Origin of the sequence: Acidovorax carolinensis (assembly GCF_002157145.1) — a bacterium.
Classification (GTDB): domain Bacteria; phylum Pseudomonadota; class Gammaproteobacteria; order Burkholderiales; family Burkholderiaceae_C; genus Acidovorax; species Acidovorax carolinensis.
Genome location: NZ_CP021361.1, coordinates 1,940,140 through 1,956,049 on the forward strand (window position 1 = coordinate 1,940,140; position 15,910 = coordinate 1,956,049).

At 63.0% G+C, this 15,910-nt stretch carries 14 protein-coding genes and 2 pseudogenes; 6 read left to right on the forward strand and 10 right to left on the reverse strand.

Annotated elements, in window-relative coordinates:
• Positions 1-324 precede the first annotated feature (324 nt).
• The 3 genes from CBP34_RS09070 (at position 325) to CBP34_RS09080 (ending at position 2,254) form a co-directional block, all read left to right on the forward strand.
• Positions 325-1,266: a GSU2403 family nucleotidyltransferase fold protein gene (locus tag CBP34_RS09070; protein WP_094097825.1), complete on the forward strand. Its 942-nt coding sequence runs from the start codon at positions 325-327 to the stop codon at positions 1,264-1,266.
• 133 nt (positions 1,267-1,399) lie between these two features.
• Positions 1,400-1,738 (forward strand): hypothetical protein, encoded by a 339-nt coding sequence (locus CBP34_RS09075; RefSeq protein WP_236748545.1) that lies wholly within the window; start codon positions 1,400-1,402, stop codon positions 1,736-1,738.
• Positions 1,739-1,951: 213 nt separating this feature from the next.
• On the forward strand, positions 1,952-2,254 hold the full coding sequence (locus CBP34_RS09080) for a monooxygenase (RefSeq protein WP_094097826.1): 303 nt from the start codon (positions 1,952-1,954) through the stop codon (positions 2,252-2,254).
• Positions 2,255-2,458: 204 nt separating this feature from the next.
• Here CBP34_RS09080 and CBP34_RS09085 read toward each other — a convergent pair whose 3' ends face one another.
• From CBP34_RS09085 to CBP34_RS09110, 6 genes are all read right to left on the reverse strand, one after another.
• Entirely contained in the window at positions 2,459-3,043 is a 585-nt protein-coding gene (locus tag CBP34_RS09085) for an HNH endonuclease (protein ID WP_094097827.1), read from the reverse strand.
• Between the two features lie 222 nt (positions 3,044-3,265).
• Positions 3,266-4,162, reverse strand: coding sequence for a 3-hydroxyisobutyrate dehydrogenase (mmsB, locus tag CBP34_RS09090; protein ID WP_094097828.1), 897 nt, complete (start codon positions 4,160-4,162; stop codon positions 3,266-3,268).
• 105 nt (positions 4,163-4,267) lie between these two features.
• Positions 4,268-4,708 (reverse strand): TfoX/Sxy family protein, encoded by a 441-nt coding sequence (locus tag CBP34_RS09095; RefSeq protein ID WP_094097829.1) that lies wholly within the window; start codon positions 4,706-4,708, stop codon positions 4,268-4,270.
• Positions 4,709-4,767: 59 nt separating this feature from the next.
• Complete coding sequence (locus CBP34_RS09100) at positions 4,768-5,934, reverse strand: acyl-CoA dehydrogenase family protein (RefSeq protein WP_094097830.1); 1,167 nt, start codon at positions 5,932-5,934, stop codon at positions 4,768-4,770.
• 39 nt (positions 5,935-5,973) lie between these two features.
• Positions 5,974-6,375 carry a lysozyme inhibitor LprI family protein gene (locus CBP34_RS09105; RefSeq protein WP_094097831.1) on the reverse strand — a complete coding sequence of 134 codons (402 nt, stop codon included), beginning with the start codon at positions 6,373-6,375 and terminating at the stop codon, positions 5,974-5,976.
• A gap of 7 nt (positions 6,376-6,382) precedes the next feature.
• Complete coding sequence (locus CBP34_RS09110; protein WP_094097832.1) at positions 6,383-7,906, reverse strand: CoA-acylating methylmalonate-semialdehyde dehydrogenase; 1,524 nt, start codon at positions 7,904-7,906, stop codon at positions 6,383-6,385.
• A 153-nt stretch (positions 7,907-8,059) separates the two neighbouring features.
• On the opposite strand from CBP34_RS09110, the gene CBP34_RS09115 reads away from it, so the two are divergent.
• Together CBP34_RS09115 and CBP34_RS09120 are read left to right on the forward strand one after the other, a co-directional pair.
• Positions 8,060-8,962, forward strand: a complete 903-nt coding sequence (locus tag CBP34_RS09115) for a LysR family transcriptional regulator (protein WP_094097833.1) — start codon at positions 8,060-8,062, stop codon at positions 8,960-8,962.
• Between the two features lie 163 nt (positions 8,963-9,125).
• Positions 9,126-10,094 (forward strand): patatin-like phospholipase family protein, encoded by a 969-nt coding sequence (locus CBP34_RS09120; protein WP_094097834.1) that lies wholly within the window; start codon positions 9,126-9,128, stop codon positions 10,092-10,094.
• 134 nt (positions 10,095-10,228) lie between these two features.
• On the opposite strand, the gene CBP34_RS09125 is transcribed toward CBP34_RS09120, so the two are convergent.
• The 4 genes and pseudogenes from CBP34_RS09125 to CBP34_RS20360 all read right to left on the reverse strand — a co-directional run bounded on the left by CBP34_RS09125 (position 10,229) and on the right by CBP34_RS20360 (position 12,455).
• The gene (locus CBP34_RS09125) at positions 10,229-10,387 is read right to left on the reverse strand and encodes a DUF3309 family protein (protein WP_086912340.1); all 159 of its coding nucleotides are present in this window, start codon (positions 10,385-10,387) and stop codon (positions 10,229-10,231) included.
• Between the two features lie 149 nt (positions 10,388-10,536).
• Positions 10,537-11,004, reverse strand: coding sequence for a CopD family protein (locus tag CBP34_RS09130; RefSeq protein WP_094097835.1), 468 nt, complete (start codon positions 11,002-11,004; stop codon positions 10,537-10,539).
• 91 nt (positions 11,005-11,095) lie between these two features.
• Positions 11,096-11,908 (reverse strand): sensor domain-containing diguanylate cyclase, encoded by an 813-nt coding sequence (locus tag CBP34_RS20355; protein WP_335622278.1) that lies wholly within the window; start codon positions 11,906-11,908, stop codon positions 11,096-11,098.
• A pseudogene (locus tag CBP34_RS20360) lies at positions 11,872-12,455 on the reverse strand (PAS domain-containing protein). Before CBP34_RS20360 ends, CBP34_RS20355 begins: the two are co-directional and overlap by 37 nt.
• 278 nt (positions 12,456-12,733) lie before the next feature.
• On the opposite strand from CBP34_RS20360, the pseudogene CBP34_RS09140 reads away from it, so the two are divergent.
• Positions 12,734-15,909, forward strand: a pseudogene (locus CBP34_RS09140) (bifunctional diguanylate cyclase/phosphodiesterase).
• Position 15,910: the final 1 nt, after the last annotated feature.

Below are 15,910 nucleotides of genomic sequence, written 5' to 3' on the forward strand. Positions count from 1 at the left end.
CCAGTGCCTTGAAAACACTGGGTTTTTTTGTCCTCTTGTGTCCGCTTGTGTCCACTACCATCCGGACCGATTTGAGCCATGAATTGCGCCATGGTGTAGGCGTCGGATTCAGTCACCGTGCGTTCGCTGGCCGTGACGGGCCTGCGGGTGGGCGCCGGCTACACGGGCAGCAGCGACGACGGTGCGCTGCTGGGACAGAACTTTCTACGACATTCCGATGTTCAGATGGGGCGGCATCTGCTGGAGCTGCGGATTGGAGAAAGTTAACTTGTTGTTTTATAATGATTTTCGGTGTAAAACAGCAAAATATATAAAAATGCCGAAATGCAAGAACTCAGCCCCTCTGTCGCACGCCAGTACATCGACGCCGTGGCTGCCTTCGAAGCCTGGGAAGAAGCCGTGCAGGAAGCGCAGCAGGTGCGCGGCGGAATGTATTGGCACGCGGGACCGCCCTCGGCCCCTGAAGCGCGCTACCTCGTGCGCACCACGCCGACCGGCGCCGAAACCAGCCTGGGGCCTCGCACGCCCGAGAATGAAGCCATCTACGAACGTTTCATGCGCCGAAAGCAGGAAAGTGCCGAACGCATGGCAGGCCTCAAGGCTGCATTGGACCTGCACCGCCGTCTGAACCGAGCCCTGCGTGTGGGGCGGGTGGAGCCACTCATCGTGGATTTGCTGGCCCGCCTGGCGAGCACGCAACTCGCGCCGCACTTCCGGGTCGTGGGCACCAACGCGCTGTATGCGTACGAAGCCGCAGCCGGTGTGCGCCTGGATGCCGACGCCCTGGCCACGCGCGATATCGACCTGCTGTGGGACACGCGCAAGCGCATTCAGTTCGCTACCCAGCTGGCGCGCGTGGACAGTTCCATGCTGGGCGTGCTGAAAAAGGTGGACAGCACCTTCCGCATCCGTAAAAGCCAGAAATACACCGCCGTGAACAAGGACGGCTTTGAGGTGGACATCATCCGGCGCGAGCGCGCGGAGGACGACCCTCACCCCATCAAGCTCAGCGATGACGACGAAGATTTCTGGGTCGCCCAGGCCCGCCGCGCCAACGTCCTGCTCGACGCACCGGGATTTTCGGCCGTCATCGTGGCGACGAACGGCACCATGGCGCGGATGAACACCATCCACCCTGCCACCTTTGTGGCATTCAAGCGCTGGCTGGCGGGTCAGCGTGACCGGGACGCGCTCAAGCGGCGGCGCGATGGATTGCAGGCCGATATGGTGCAGCGGATGGTGGATGAATATCTGCCACTGCCCTGAAAGTTGTGCAGCGGCTGTGGGCCATGTGCTTGCCGGGCCTGGGTCGGGAGGTTCTGAGGGGATGGGCAGGGGGTCGATACAAAATTCGATTGGCGTCAATTTTCGTCTGACCCCTTTTTCTGCAGAATCGCCCATGCACCTGCAACCCTACCAAAGCGTCAACGGCACGCCCTTCACCGCCTCGCGCGACGACGTGATCCGCGCCCATGGCCAGCCGCGCAGAGAATCGCGCAACTCCGTGGGCCTGACCGCGCTGGACTATGACGATGTGGTCTACCGCTTTCAGGACAGCGGGCGGCTGGAAGAGGTGACGGCCCGCGCCGAGGTGCTGCACCTGGGCACCGTGGCCGTGCCGTTCCGCGACTTGGCAGCGTTCGTCCAATCGAGCGACAGCATGGCTTTTGACCGCGGGGGTTTCTGGTCAGCCCGCTGTACGGCATTGCCTTTGTGCCACGGGAGACCTGCTGGGTGACGGCGCTGGCGCGGCATTGCATGGCAGAGTGGGAGGCCATCAGGGCCTCGTAAGTGGGAATTGCCGACCGCACGCTGCCAGAGTGTGTGTTGGGCGCTCCTTGCTCGGACCATGTGCGGCACCGGGCAAAAAGCCGACGAGCCCGTGTCTCACGTATTCTTGAAGATGCACTGTGCATCAGCGCCCAGTTTTCTTGCATCAACGGAGTTTTTCATGAGCTACATCCTTCAAGTTGATTTCCCGTACACCGGCCCCTGGGGGCAGGAAATGGCTGCAGCCATGGACGGTCTTGCCCGATCCATCGCCGATGAGCCCGGTTTGATCTGGAAGATATGGACAGAGAACCAGGAAGCTAATGAGGCCGGCGGAATCTATTGCTTCAACGATGCCCAGAGCGCACGGGCCTATTTGGCCATGCACACCGCACGGCTGAAGAGCTTTGGCATTCCCTTGGTCAATGGCAAGATTTTTCTTGTGAATGAAGCGCTTTCGAAGATCGATCACGGACCGGTCTAGAAATTTGATCAGTTATTAACAAAAAAGGCGCCTTGAAGCGCCATTTTTTATGGTGAAATCTAATAGGGCGCTAAATTAGATTAAGACCAAAGTTATTCGGAATGAAGAACTAAGGTTGTCCTCAATTCTTCATAGGCCTACCGCCCTGAATTCAGCCGCCGCCGTAGGCGGCCGGCTGCGATGAATGATTGGATGCAAGAATATCTAACATTTCTTCGATGTTATATCTAGGGATTTCTCAATAGATTCCTGATCCATCGTAATAGTGATCTCCACTCTATTACCTTCCAACTCGATATCTCCAATGTAATTGGTGGAATATTCATCATGCAATGCTGCATGAACCACTTCTTCCTCTATGCCAAGTTCTATGAGATATGTTTCTTTATTGTTTTTCCATTTGTCCATGTCAAATGAAAACTTAAATAACTCTTCTTGGGAGTCAAGTAGTGGTTGCAGTCTCTCCAACTCTTCCTGTTTGTAAAATTCTGATGGTGATTTATCTAGCTTAAGTCCATTGCATCTGCGGCATAGAGAGACCAGATTACCCGGAATAAGATGACCACCAAGAGCCATTGGGATATGGTGATCCATGCAAAGATTTGGTGGAAAACCAATTTCTTGCGTAGATTTTTCTAATTTTCCACATTTAAAGCAGCAATTGCCAAAAAGATTGAAAAATTTCTTTTTGTACAACCTGTCTATAATGCGAAACGGGTACTGGCTAAACAGTTCCCTCTTTTCTTTATTGCGTTGACCTGGATATTTCTCTAAGCTCTTGCGGGCCATAACTTTGTGATTTTTTGGCGAAGTGGGACTAAATATATTTAGACGATTGAGGGTCAACTCGCCATCGTCGAATAAAAGCAATGCCCATCGAAGTTACCCTGAAAACTTGCCGGTTCCCGCCGTATAGGCAAACCTAAAAATTCCCGGTCGAAAAATGATAACGGGTGCTGTAACCACATGCTACAGCACCCGTGTTGCGTTGGGCTTAAAGGAAAACCCGCTTTACCCCTTCTTCTGCAGCATCTTGATCACGCTCGAGAAATCCTCCCCGCCATGCCCCGCAATGCTGTGCGCCGCGTAAATCGCGCGCGCCATGCCGCCCAGCGGCGTACTGGCCTTCACGGCAATGGCGTTTTCCTGGGATAGCCCCAAGTCCTTGAGCATCAAGTCGGTGCCAAAACCGCCTGCGTAGCCCTTGCTGGCGGGGGCGTTTTCGTGCACGCCGGGGTAGGGGTTGTACTTTTCCAGCGCCCAGTTGCCGCCCGAGCTGCGGCGCATGATTTCGGACAGCACCTTGGGGTCGAGGCCGTTGGCCACGCCCAGGGCGATGGCCTCGCTGGTGCCCACCATCAGGATGCCGAGCAGCATGTTGTTGCAGATCTTGGCGGTCTGTCCGGCGCCCACGGCGCCGGCGTGGAAGATGTTGGCGCCCATTTTTTCGAGCAGGGGGCGGGCGCGTTCCAGGGCCTCGGCCGCGCCGCCGACCATGAAGGTGAGCGTGCCCGCGATGGCGCCGCCGGTGCCGCCAGAGACGGGGGCGTCGATGAAGTCGATGCCTGCGGCTTCTGCGGCCTTGGCCACCTTCTGACTGGTGGCGGCGGCGATGGTGGAGCTGTCGATCACCAGCGCCCCCTTGGCAATATTGGCCATCAGGCCGGGCTGGCCGTTGCTGCCCAAAAACAGCGCTTCCACATGCTGGCTGGCGGGCAGCATGGTGATGATGGCCTCTGCACCCTGCGCGGCGGCGGTGGCGCTGGCGGCAATGGCCACGCCGTCGGCGGCCAACTTGGCGCAGGCGGGTTGGGACAGGTCGAACGCCTGGACTTCGTGACCGGCCTTGTGCAGGTTCAGGGCCATGGGGCCGCCCATGTTGCCGAGGCCAATGAATGCGATTTTCATGCGGTGTCTCCTTGTGGTGATGTGGGTGAGGGATGGATAGGTGGTATCGATTTGATAGCTACTGGCGCTTGTTGCATAAGCGCTGGCGGCCAAAAAGGCCTGAAATCATGGGTTGTCGTCGTCAAAAATGCTGTGCCGCTTGCCCTTGGGGGTGGACGGTGTTGGGGAAGGGTGGGTGGCTGCCGTGGCGCGCTTGCGCGGCGGCGTGGCCTTGGCCTGCGGGTTGTAGGCCAGGGCTTCGTGCAGCCAGAAATTCCACTGTGCACGCGTGGCATAGCCGTTGGGCTCCACCCAGAAGTAGCCCTGCATCTTGCCTTCGGGCGATAGCTCGCGCGTGGCCTGCATTTCCTGAAACTCGGCGTGCCGCCCGGGTGGCAGGCGCACCAGCAGTTCGTCGCCCTTGACGCCCACGCACAGCTTGCCATTCACAAAAAAGCAGTAGCTGCCAAACAGCGTGCGTTCCTCTACGTCGTTGCGCTGTGCCAGCGCGGTGCGCACGGCGTCGATCAGGTGCAGGGTTTCGTCGCTGAGGGGGCGGGCGGGCATGGTTTAGATGAAATGGGCCGCTGGCGCTTTATGGATAAGCGCTAGCAGCTATGAAAAAGCTAGCGAATGACATCGGGCGCATCGCCTTCGAGCATGCGCCGCGCAATGATCACCCGCATGATTTCGTTGGTGCCTTCCAGGATCTGGTGCACGCGGGCGTCGCGCAGCAGGCGCTCCAGCGGGTATTCGCGGATGTAGCCGTAGCCGCCGTGCAGTTGCAGCGCCTCGTTGACCACGTTGAAGCCCGCGTCGGTGGCAAAGCGCTTGGCCATGGCGCAATAGGTGCTGGCGTCGCGCGCACCCGCGTCGAGCTTGGCTGCAGCCAGGCGCACCATCTGGCGCGCGGCCACGAGCTCGGTGGCCATGTCGGCCAGCTTGAATTGAAGGGCCTGAAAGCTGGCGATGGACTTGCCAAACTGCTTGCGGTCATGCATGTATTGCTGGGCGGCGTTGAGTGCGCCCTGCGCCGCGCCCACCGAGCAGGTGGCGATGTTGATGCGGCCGCCGTCCAGGCCCTTCATCGCGATCTTGAAGCCTTCGCCCTCGCGGCCCAGCAGGTGGTCGGCGGGGATGCGCACGTTGTCAAAACTGATGGTGCGCGTGGGCTGGCTGTTCCAGCCCATCTTGTGTTCTTTTTTGCCGTAGGTGATGCCTGCGCTGTCTGCGGGCACCACAAAGGCGCTGATGCCGCCTGCGCCCGATGCCGCGTCGCCCGTGCGGGCCATCAGCACCAGCACATCGGTGGCGCCCGCACCGCTGATGAAGGCTTTGCTGCCGTTGATGACGTACTCGTGACCCACCCGCTCGGCGCGGGTTTTGAGCGAGGCGGCGTCCGAGCCTGCGCCGGGTTCGGTCAGGCAATAGCTCGCGAGTTTTTCGCCCGTGGTGAGCAGCGGCCCCCAGTGGTCGCGCACGGCTGGCGTGGCCCAGGTGCCCAGCATCCAGGTGGCCATGTTGTGGATGGTGATGAAGGCGGTGGTCGAAGGATCTACCGCCGCCATTTCCTCGAACACCAGGGTGGCGTCGAGGCGGGGCAGGGCCAGGCCGCCGGCATTTTCGGGTGCATACAGGCCGCAAAAGCCCAGCTCGCCCGCTTTGGCGATGGCTTCTTTGGGGAAGATGCCTTCGGCGTCCCACTGCGCCGCGTGGGGCGCCAGTTGGCCTTCAGCAAATTCGCGCGCGGTCTGGGCAAAGGCGCGTTGTTCTTCGGTAAGTTCAAAGTCCATGGGGGAATCTCTCAGGGGTCTTGCGACGAAAGGGATCTGTCAGGGCTTTGCGGGCGTGTCGGCGCTGAGCCAGCGCATGAGGCCCTGGCGGCGTTGCTGCGTTGCGTGCGTCAGGCACTCATGGTAGAGCCGGGGGCCGTCGGGCTGCTGCTCGGTGGTGCGCGTAGCCTGCTTGCAGCGGGTGGTGCGCTCGCGCAGCCAGGCGCTGTGCTCCTGGCGCAGCTGCGGGCGCTCGTGGGCGGCCAGGGCGCGCATCACGTCGGCATACAGCACGGCGATGGTGGTGTCTGCGGCCTGAAAATCCTGCACCGCGCAGGCATTGACCTCGGCCACGCTGCCGCCGGGGCGGCAGGCGGCGCCCGCCTGTGCCCACGCACCGCCTGCCTGCAGCGCAAGCAGGGCGGTGGCACACCAAGTGACAACAGGCGTGCAGCCCGCCATTACGCTATTACTTCAGGCTGATGGTGGTGTTCACGCCCTGGCTGGTGGTGCTGTCGTCAAACCAGCGGGCCGTCACCGTCTTGGTCTGCGTGTAGAACATGATGACCTGCTTGCCGTAGGGGCCCAGGTCGCCCAGCTTGGACGCGCGCGAACCCGTGAACGAGAACAGTGGCACCGGCACGGGGATTGGCACGTTGATGCCGACCTGGCCCACGTCGATCTCTTCCTGAAACTTGCGCGCCGCAGCGCCGCTTTGCGTGAAGATGGCGGTACCGTTGCCGTTGGGGTTGGCGTTGATGAACTCGATGGCTTCGTCGATGTCCTTGGCGGGCACCAGGGACAGCACGGGGCCAAAGATTTCCTGGTCGTAGATGGCCATGCCGGGCTTGACGTTCGAGAAGATCGTTGGGCCGACGAAGTTGCCTTTTTCATAGCCAGGCACCGTGGGCTTGCGGCCGTCCAGCTCGAGCGTGGCGCCGTCGGCAATGCCGCGCTCGATCAGGCCTTCCACGCGGGCCAGGGCCGCACACGACACCAGCGGGCCCACATCGGTGCCCTTTTCAGTGCCGCCGCTGACCTTGAGCGTCTTGGCCTTGGCCACCAGCTCGGGAATCCACTTTTGCGCTTCACCCACCAGCACCACCACGGGCAAGGCCATGCAGCGCTGGCCGGCCGCGCCGAACGAGGCACCGGCGATGGCGTTGAGCGTTTGCTCCTTGTTCGCGTCGGGCAGGATGATGGCGTGGTTCTTGGCGCCCATCATGCATTGCGCCCGCTTGCCGGCCAGGGTGGCGCGGTTGTAGACATGGGTGCCCACCTTGGTGGAGCCCACGAACGACACGGCCTTGATGTCCTTGTGGTCGCAGATGGCGTTGACGGCGCGCTCGCCACCGTGGATCACGTTCAGCACGCCGGGTGGAATGCCCGCCTCGAGCGCGAGTTCCACGAGGCGCATGGTCACCATGGGGTCTTGCTCGGACGGCTTGAGCACGAAGGTGTTGCCCGTAGCAATGGCCATGGGGAACATCCACAGCGGGATCATGGCCGGGAAGTTGAACGGGGTGATGCCCGCGCACACACCGAGCGGCTGCAGCAGGGTGTAGGTGTCCACGCCACCGGCCACGTTGTTGGCCAGCTCGCCGAGCTGCAGGTTGCCAATGCTGGCTGCGTGCTCGACCACTTCGAGGCCGCGGAACACGTCGCCTTCGGCATCGGGCAGGGTCTTGCCTTGCTCGGCCGTCAGCAGGGCGGCCAGCTCGCCCATGTTTTCACGGATGAGCTGCTGGTACTTGAGGAAGATGCGGGCGCGGGCGCCAATGGCGGTTTTCTTCCAGGTCTTGAACGCTTCCTTGGCGGCGTCCACGGCGGCTTCAATTTCTTCATCGGTGGCAAAGGGCACGCGGGCCAGCACCTCTTGCGTGGCGGGGTTGACCACATCGCGCCACTCGGTGGTCTTGGACTCGACAAACTTGCCGCCGATCAGCAGCTTGACGGTGGGGGCCAATGCGGCCACGTTGGTGGGTGCGTTCATGTGCTTGTCTCCTGAAGGTGTTGCCAAGGTAGGGCCATCAGCCCGAAACCCCGCCATGGTAGCTGTGCGAAATTGTCAGCACAATAGACAATGGTGCGCACGGGGTTTGCAAAAATGCACACCACTTAACACGACACCACAAGAGGCGACACCATGGACTGGGACAACCTGCGCTATTTTCTGGAACTGGCCCGCGCCGGCACGCTGGTGGGCGCGGCGCGCCGCCTGGCGGTGGACCACACCACGGTGGCCCGCCGCATCCAGGCGCTGGAAAAGCAGGTGGGCTCGGCCCTGTTTGCGCGCGAGGCGGGCGGCCACCGGCTGACCGAAGCAGGGCGTGCGCTGCTGCCCCAGGTCGAGGCCATGGAGGCCGCCTTTTTGGCCGTGGAAAACGCCGCGCCCGGCGTGCGCCAGGGCCTGCACGGACTGGTGCGCATTGGCACCACCGAGGGTTTTGGCAACCTGATCCTCGCGCCGCAGCTCGCGCGCTTTGCGCTGGAGCACCGGGGGCTGGTGGTGGACCTGCTGGCGCTGCCGCGCCTGGTGCACCTGTCGCGGCGCGAGGCCGATATTGTGATTTCGCTGGAGCGCCCGGCGCGCGGCGCGGTGCTGGTGGTCAAGCTCACCGACTATGTGCTGCAGCTCTATGGCGCGCGCAGCTACCTGGAGCGCCATGCCCCCATCCGCACGGCCGACGACCTGCGCGGCCACACCTTCATCAGCTATGTGGACGACCTGCTGTTCAGCAAAGAGCTGCAGATACTCGATGAACTGCACCGCCCCGCGCACTTTGCACTGCGCAGCACCAGCATCCTGGCGCAGTACGAGGCAGCACGGGCCGGCGCTGGGCTGGCGGTGCTGCCGGCGTTTGTGGCGGCGCAAGACCCGGCGTTGATCCCGGTGCTGCCCGGGGTGGCGCGGTTTCAGCGCACGTTCTGGATGTCGATGCCCGGCGACAACAAACATGTGGCGCGCATGCAGGCGACCTGGGTTTTTCTGCGCGAAGCGGTGGCGGCGCAGCAGGGGCTGCTTTTGCCGGATACGGTTGCTACATAATTAATAGCTATCAGCGCTTGATACAGCTGCGCTCAAGGCAGTTTTCATGGGGTTTCGGCCATCCATGGCGGCTTTGCCGGATTGGGCAGCCGTTCGTACCATCTGCACTCTGGCTCGCAGCGCAACTCGCGCTGCGCTCTGCAAGATGCAATGGAGGTGACCCATGGCCAAGTACCGGATATTGAGCCTGGACGGCGGCGGTTTGCGCGGCCTGATCACGGCGCGGCTGCTGGCGCGGCTCAACGCCCATCCGGCGATTGCCGGGTGGCTCGACTCGGTGGACCTGTTTGCCGGCACCTCCACCGGCGGCATCCTGGCGCTGGGGCTGGCCAGCGGCAAGACGCCCGAGGAGATAGGCGATGTGTACAAGCAGCGGGGCGGCGTCATTTTTGACGACAGCATCTGGGACAACCTGCGCGACCTGGGCAAAACCATTGGTGCCGACTATTCGTCCAAAGGGCTCAAGGCCGAGTTGAAGAAAGTGTTCGGCACGCTGCAGCTCAAGGACCTCACGCGCAAGGTGGCCATACCCACCTTCGACCTCGATAACGAAGACGTGCCGGCCCGGCGCACCTGGAAGCCCAAGATTTTTCACAACTTCAAGGGTGCCGACTCCGACGGCCAGCAGCTGGTGGCCAATATTGCGCTGTACACCAGCTCGGCGCCTACCTATTTTCCGTCGGCCGACGGCTATATCGACGGCGGCGTGTACGCCAACAACCCCAGCATCGTGGCGTTGGCGCAGGCCATTTCGCGCCGCAACCGGCCCGCCGAGCGCGCGGCGCTGGACGACGTGGTGCTGCTGTCGCTGGGCACCGGCGTGAGCCTCACCTACATCAAGGGCCAGACGCTGGACTGGGGCTATGCCCAGTGGGCGCAGCCGCTCATGAATGTGCTGATGGATGGCGTGGCGGGCATCTCGGACTATCAGGCGCAGCAGCTGCTGGACGACCGCTATCACCGCTTGCAGATCGTGTTCGACCCGAGTGAGACGATCGCGCTCGACGCGGTGGACAAGCTTGACCGCATGGACGAGATTGCCACGGCGCACCCACTGGATGCCGTGGCACCGCACGCCAACGCCAACAACCCCGTCAGCACGGTGGAGTGGATTCGCACGGTGTGGCAGTGAACCCTGGCGCGCCATCCGCCATCCGCCAGCGACCCCGCGCAAAGTATTGCGCGTGCAGAACAGGTGAAGGCTTCGTTGGTGCGACGGTGTGACGAAGACCGGGCGGCGTGCGCCCCCGGTTCACTTCGCCTGCGTCATATCTTGCCCATCAGCAGCAGGATCACCAATATCAGCACCACCAGCCCGATGCCGCCGCTGGGCCCGTAGCCCCACGAGCGGCTGTGGCCCCAGGTGGGCAGGACGCCCAGCAGGATGAGGATCAGGACGATCAGAAGAATCATTGAAATGGACATGGCAGCTCCTCAGGTGGTGAATGACTGCATTCTTCGCGGATGCGGGCCCCGTCGGTGCAGGCGCATGGCTTGACTGTACGTCAGCCATTGCCGATAGCGGGCCTGGGGATGGCCCCCGCAGGTTCGGCCCCTTCCGCGGGGCTGATGGCCTAAGCCAGCAGCGCCACCGCCACGGTCAGCACGCCCAGCCCGAGGTTGATGCCTACCCAGGTGCGGATGCTGGCCAGCGCTTTGGCGCCAGCGGGCCAGTCGGATGCGGTCACGGCGCGTTGCAGGCGTTTGAACAGCGCGAAACGGATGTGGCCGAAGATGGCCACCATCACCAGCCCCAGCGTGGCCATCACGGTCCAGCCCAGGGGCATGGCAAAGCGGCCACCCGATTGCGCGGCCTCGCGTGCGGACTGGCCAATCATCCACAGGCCGCTGATCAGCACCAGCACCACGGCCACCAGCACGGCGGCCAAAAAGCGCTGCAGCACGTCGTGCATCAACCGCACGCGCGCGGCGGGTTCCAGGGTCTGGGCCGCGGGACGCAGGAAAAAGTGCGCAAACACCATGCCGCCAATCCAGACGATGAGGGACAGCAGGTGGATGAGTTTCAGGCTGGCATAGAGCATGGTGTGGATAGTTGGAAGTGAGGAAGGGGGCCGCTATCAGCCGCAGCGCGGGCGCGCAGGGCGCGCGGGATTGCCATTGTGCGGGGGTGTCTCAGTGGGACGCCCCCGACTGCAGTGTGCCCTGCTGCGTGCGGCCGGGCGTGGCGGCGATGCGCACCTGGTTGCCGCCGCCTTTCTTGGAAAGGTACATCGCAGCGTCCGCATGGCTGAGCAGCAGGCTTTCGTCGCCACCATGGTCCGGGTAGACGGCGATGCCGATGCTGGGCCACATGGGCACCTGGTGGCCATCCAGATCAAAGGGCTGGGTGAATGTGGACAGGATTTTCTCTGCCACCGCCGTGGCCTGCTCGGCCGCATGGCCGCTTTCCAGCAGCACGACAAACTCGTCCCCGCCCAGCCGCGCCACGGTGTCCGAGGCGCGCACGCATTCCAGCAGGCGCTGTGCCACGCGCTGCAGCAGCAAATCTCCCATCGCGTGGCCCAGTGTGTCGTTCACCTCTTTGAATCGGTCCAGATCGATGAACAGCAGCGACAGCAGTGTCTCGTCGCGCTGGGCCCGTGTCAGCGCGGTTTTGAGGCGATCAAGAAACAGCTGCCGGTTGGGCAGGTGGGTGAGCTGGTCATACTGCGCCATATGCTGCATGCGTTTGCGCATTTGTGTGCGCTCTATGGCAGACGCCACCTGGGTCGAGACGAATTGCAGCAGCTCCTTGTCGCGGTCGCCATAGCGGGCTTCCTCGGAATAGCCTTGCAGCACCAGCGCGCCCAGCACACCGGCCTGGGTGTGCAGCGGCACACCCAGCCAGTAAAGCGGCCGGGGCGCTGTGGCCATGGGCGGCGCCGTGGGGGGCAGGCTGTCAGGGGTGATCAGCAGCGTCTGCCGTTGCGGATGACGTGGGAGCACAGGGCATCTGCATCCAGTGGGCGCGGTGCAGGGGCCGGATGGCGTTCGTTGACGTGGTAGGGAAAGCTGACCGTGTCGTGCAGGCGGTCGTGCAGCGCGACCGAGAAATTGGAAGCGGGCAACAGCGTGCCGATGGTTTGATGGATGTGCGCAAACAGAGAAACCAGGTCTTCCGCGGCCTGCGCGGCCTCCGAGATGGAATAGATGGCTGCCTGCAGCGACTCGGTGTGCTTGCGTTCGGTGATGTCGTGTGCCACCGCAATTCGCACCTGCTGTTCCTCCACCCAGCGCGCCGTCCAGCGGACGTGGGCGATCTGCCCATCTTTGCGCACATACCGATTCTCGAAATGCAGCTGGAGCTGGCCTTCGGTCACGTATCGAGCTTGGCTCTGGGTGGCGGCGAGATCGTCCGGGTGCACCATGTCCAGCATGCGTTTGCCAATGACCTCTTCGGGGCATAGCCAAAGATTCGCTCGAATGCCGGACTGACATACACGATGGAGCTGTCGGTCTTGACGATGCATACGGCGTCAAGCAGCAGGTCCACGATGTTCGGGGGGTAATGGCAGTCATCGCAAGAGCGGGAAATTCTGGCAGGCCGGAATCAAGGTGGGAATGGGCGCTTTGCAAAGCGAGTGTCGGCGCCATTGTGCTCGCAGAATAGGTCAGTGGAATCCCCCATATGGGCGGTACGCAGCGCTGCACGCGGTACTTTCCGCCACATTGCAGGAGTGACTCCTAAATGCCGCTATTCTTCGGGGCGATTTTTCTGGCTTTCCTTTACTGTCCTTTTTTGCCTGTTGTTCTGCAAAGCCCCGATTCTTGATGGCATTTTCTGGAAATCCGACCCGTCACCGGCACTGGCTGCTGGGTATCGCCGTGGCTGTGCTGGGACTTTTGACCACGGCGTGGCTGGCGCAGCAGCAGGCGCGATCCGTGGCCGCAATTTCCGAGGCCCGCTTTCTGCACGAAGCGAAGGCCTTTTCGGATGCGCTGGCGCAGCGCATGGCCGCGAACACCGAAATCGTCCATGGTCTGCGGGGCCTGTTCATGGTCAACCCCGTGCTCAGCCGTGCCGAGTTCGAGCGCGTTGCCCGTGAGCTGGACGTGCGCCAGCGTTACCCCGGTGTGCGCAACCTGGCGTTCACGCGCTACGTGACCGCCTCCCAGCGACCTGCGTTCGAGGAGCGGGTGCGGGCCGACAGGTCGGCCCATGCGCAGGGGTTGGCTGATTTCGCCATTCACCCTGGGGGCGAGCGCCCCGAATATTTTGTGGCCGAGTACCTGTGGCCCGAGGAAGGCAGCAACGGGGTGTCGGGCCTGGATATCAGTGCGCAGCCCGCCAATCTGGCGGCCATGCATTACAGCCGCGACACGGGCAAAACGGTGGTGTCGGCCCCGTTCGATCTGATGCAGGAGCAGGACCATCGCACTGCATTTGTGCTGCGGGTACCCGTTTTTGGCCCCGCCCGGCCGGGCGAGGCACCGCCTTTTTTGGGGGCGGTGGCGTCCACCATCCGTGTGCATGATCTGGTCGGGAGTCTGCGCAAGCTGGGCTATATGCAGGGCATTGCGGTCTCGATCACCGACCAAGGCCCGGTGCAGGGTGGTGCGGCGGGCAAATTGGGTGAAAAGACGGAAAAGGGGCTTCCCGTGCTGGCGCTATCGGACGTCCCGCTGACCTCGGCGGTGCTGCACGAGGTGGACCTGGATGTGCACGATCGCCGCTGGCGTCTGGGCTTTTTACCCACGCAGGATTTCCTCTCGCCGTCCGAGCGGCGCCTGCCCATGCTGACCGGTCTGGCGGGGGCGCTGGTTTCTGCGCTGCTGGCGGCGCTGGTGGTGTTGCTGGGCCGCCAGCGCGCACTGGCATGGGCGCAGGTGCAGGTGTCTGACGACGCGCGGCGCCAGAGCGAAGAGCGGCTCAGCGCCGTTTTCAAACAGGCGGCCGTGGGAATGGCGCAGATCGATTCGCAGACCGGGCGTTTCGTTCGCGTCAACCAGAAATATGCCGACATCGTTGGCTACTCGGTTGCCCAAATGTGCCAGACCGATTTCCAGGCCATTACCCACCCTGATGATCTGGCTGAGGACCTGGCCCATATGGAGCGCATGAAAGCGGGCGAGATCGCTGAGTTCCACATGGAAAAGCGTTATTTCCACCGCGATGGCCACACCCTGTGGGTGGATCTGACGGTGTCACCCATGTGGACGGCGGGGGCTCAGCCCGACTATCACATCGCCGTGGTGCAGGACATCACCGCCCGCAAGCAGATGGAAAACAGCCTGCGTGGCAACGAGTTGCGCCTGCGCGGCATATTGCAGCGCCTGCCGGTGGGCGTGTGCCTGGTGCAGCCGGACGGGCACATGGTGTTTCGCAACGAGCGCTTTGTGCAGATCTGTGGCTACACCGAGGCCGATGTGCCCACGGGCACGGACTGGTGGCCCACGGTGTACCCCGACGCGCAATACCGCGAGCGCGCCCGCGCCGAATGGACCGCGGCGCGTGCCAGGGCGATCGAAGGCGACGGAACCATTGAATCGGGCGAGTACACCATCCAGTGCAAGGACGGCCAGCAGCGCACCGTGGAAATTGCCGGCGTGATGGTGGATGGCGGCCACCTTTTCACCCTGGTGGACCTCAGCCAGCGCAAGGCCGACGAAGAAGAGATCCGCTACCTGGCCTTCTACGACCCGCTCACGCGCTTGCCCAATCGCCGCCTGCTCATGGACCGCTTGCAGCAGGCGCTGGCCGCCAGCGCCAGGCACCGGCGCAGTGGCGCCTTGCTGCTGCTGGATCTCGACAACTTCAAGACCCTCAATGAAACCCAGGGCCACGAGCGCGGCGATCTGCTGCTGTTGCAGGTGGCCCAGCGGCTGCGCGGCTGCGTGCTGGAAGACGACACCGTGGCGCGCCAGGGGGGTGATGAGTTCGTGATGGTGCTGGAAGACCTGGGCGACAACCCCGAAGAGTCTGCGGCGCGCAGCGAGGAAATTGGCCAGAAGATTCTGGCGGCGCTGCGCGAACCCTATCAGCTCGATGGCGAGGCGCACCACAGCTCGCTGAGCATGGGCATCACCGTTTTCAGCGGCATGCGCGAAACCGTGGACGAACTGCTCAGGCGGGCAGACTTGGCCATGTACCAGGCCAAGGCAGCGGGGCGCGACACCTTGCGCTTTTACGACCCGCAGATGCAGGCTGTCGTGAGCGCCCGGGCGGCCATGGAACTCGACATGCGCGCCGGGCTGGCCCTGGATCAGTTCGAGCTGTATTACCAGCCCCAGATGGAGCATGGCCGCATCACCGGCGCCGAGGCGCTGCTGCGCTGGCGGCACCCGCACAATGGCTTCATCTCGCCCGCCCAGTTCATTCCGCTGGCCGAGGAATCGGGCCTGATCCTGCCGCTGGGCGAATGGGTGCTCAAGGCAGCCTGCGAGCGTCTGGCGCTGTGGGCCGATCAACCTGGCCTTGCCCCACTGGACCTGGCCGTCAATGTGAGCCCGCGGCAGTTTCATCAGGGCGGTTTCGTGCCCCAGGTGCTGGCGGCACTGGCGGGCTCGGGCGCTGATGGGCGTCGCCTCAAGCTCGAGCTGACGGAAGGCCTGCTGCTGGAGGATGTGGAAGACACCATCGAAAAGATGGGCAGCTCAGGGGCTACGGCGTAGGTTTTTCGCTGGACGACTTTGGCACGGGGTATTCGTCGCTGGCCTACCTCAAGCGCCTGCCGCTCGACCAGCTCAAGATCGACCAGAGCTTCGTGCGCGACGTGCTCACCGACCCCAACGACGCAGCCATCGCCCGCACCGTGGTGGCGCTGGCCACCAGCTTGGGCCTGCGCGTGATCGCCGAGGGCGTCGAAACCGAAGCCCAGCGCGAGTTCCTGGCCCGCAACCATTGCCACGCCTGGCAGGGCTATCTGTCGAGCCCGCCCGTGCCAGCGGCCGAGTTCGAAGCGCTGGTGCTGCAGACCAATGGCCCGCTCCGGCCTCGGGCTGCGTAGC

Bases quoted from the DNA above. Each gene is read 5' to 3' on its own strand.
- CBP34_RS09125 (WP_086912340.1), bottom strand. From the start codon at position 10,387: ATGTCCATTTCAATGATTCTTCTGATCGTCCTGATCCTCATCCTGCTG.
- CBP34_RS09070 (WP_094097825.1), top strand. From the start codon at position 325: ATGCAAGAACTCAGCCCCTCTGTCGCACGCCAGTACATCGACGCCGTG.
- mmsB (WP_094097828.1), bottom strand. From the start codon at position 4,162: ATGAAAATCGCATTCATTGGCCTCGGCAACATGGGCGGCCCCATGGCC.
- CBP34_RS09095 (WP_094097829.1), bottom strand. From the start codon at position 4,708: ATGCCCGCCCGCCCCCTCAGCGACGAAACCCTGCACCTGATCGACGCC.
- CBP34_RS09110 (WP_094097832.1), bottom strand. From the start codon at position 7,906: ATGAACGCACCCACCAACGTGGCCGCATTGGCCCCCACCGTCAAGCTG.
- CBP34_RS09080 (WP_094097826.1), top strand. From the start codon at position 1,952: ATGAGCTACATCCTTCAAGTTGATTTCCCGTACACCGGCCCCTGGGGG.
- CBP34_RS09075 (WP_236748545.1), top strand. From the start codon at position 1,400: ATGCACCTGCAACCCTACCAAAGCGTCAACGGCACGCCCTTCACCGCC.
- CBP34_RS09120 (WP_094097834.1), top strand. From the start codon at position 9,126: ATGGCCAAGTACCGGATATTGAGCCTGGACGGCGGCGGTTTGCGCGGC.
- CBP34_RS09105 (WP_094097831.1), bottom strand. From the start codon at position 6,375: ATGGCGGGCTGCACGCCTGTTGTCACTTGGTGTGCCACCGCCCTGCTT.
- CBP34_RS09115 (WP_094097833.1), top strand. From the start codon at position 8,060: ATGGACTGGGACAACCTGCGCTATTTTCTGGAACTGGCCCGCGCCGGC.
- CBP34_RS09130 (WP_094097835.1), bottom strand. From the start codon at position 11,004: ATGCTCTATGCCAGCCTGAAACTCATCCACCTGCTGTCCCTCATCGTC.
- CBP34_RS09085 (WP_094097827.1), bottom strand. From the start codon at position 3,043: ATGGCCCGCAAGAGCTTAGAGAAATATCCAGGTCAACGCAATAAAGAA.
- CBP34_RS09100 (WP_094097830.1), bottom strand. From the start codon at position 5,934: ATGGACTTTGAACTTACCGAAGAACAACGCGCCTTTGCCCAGACCGCG.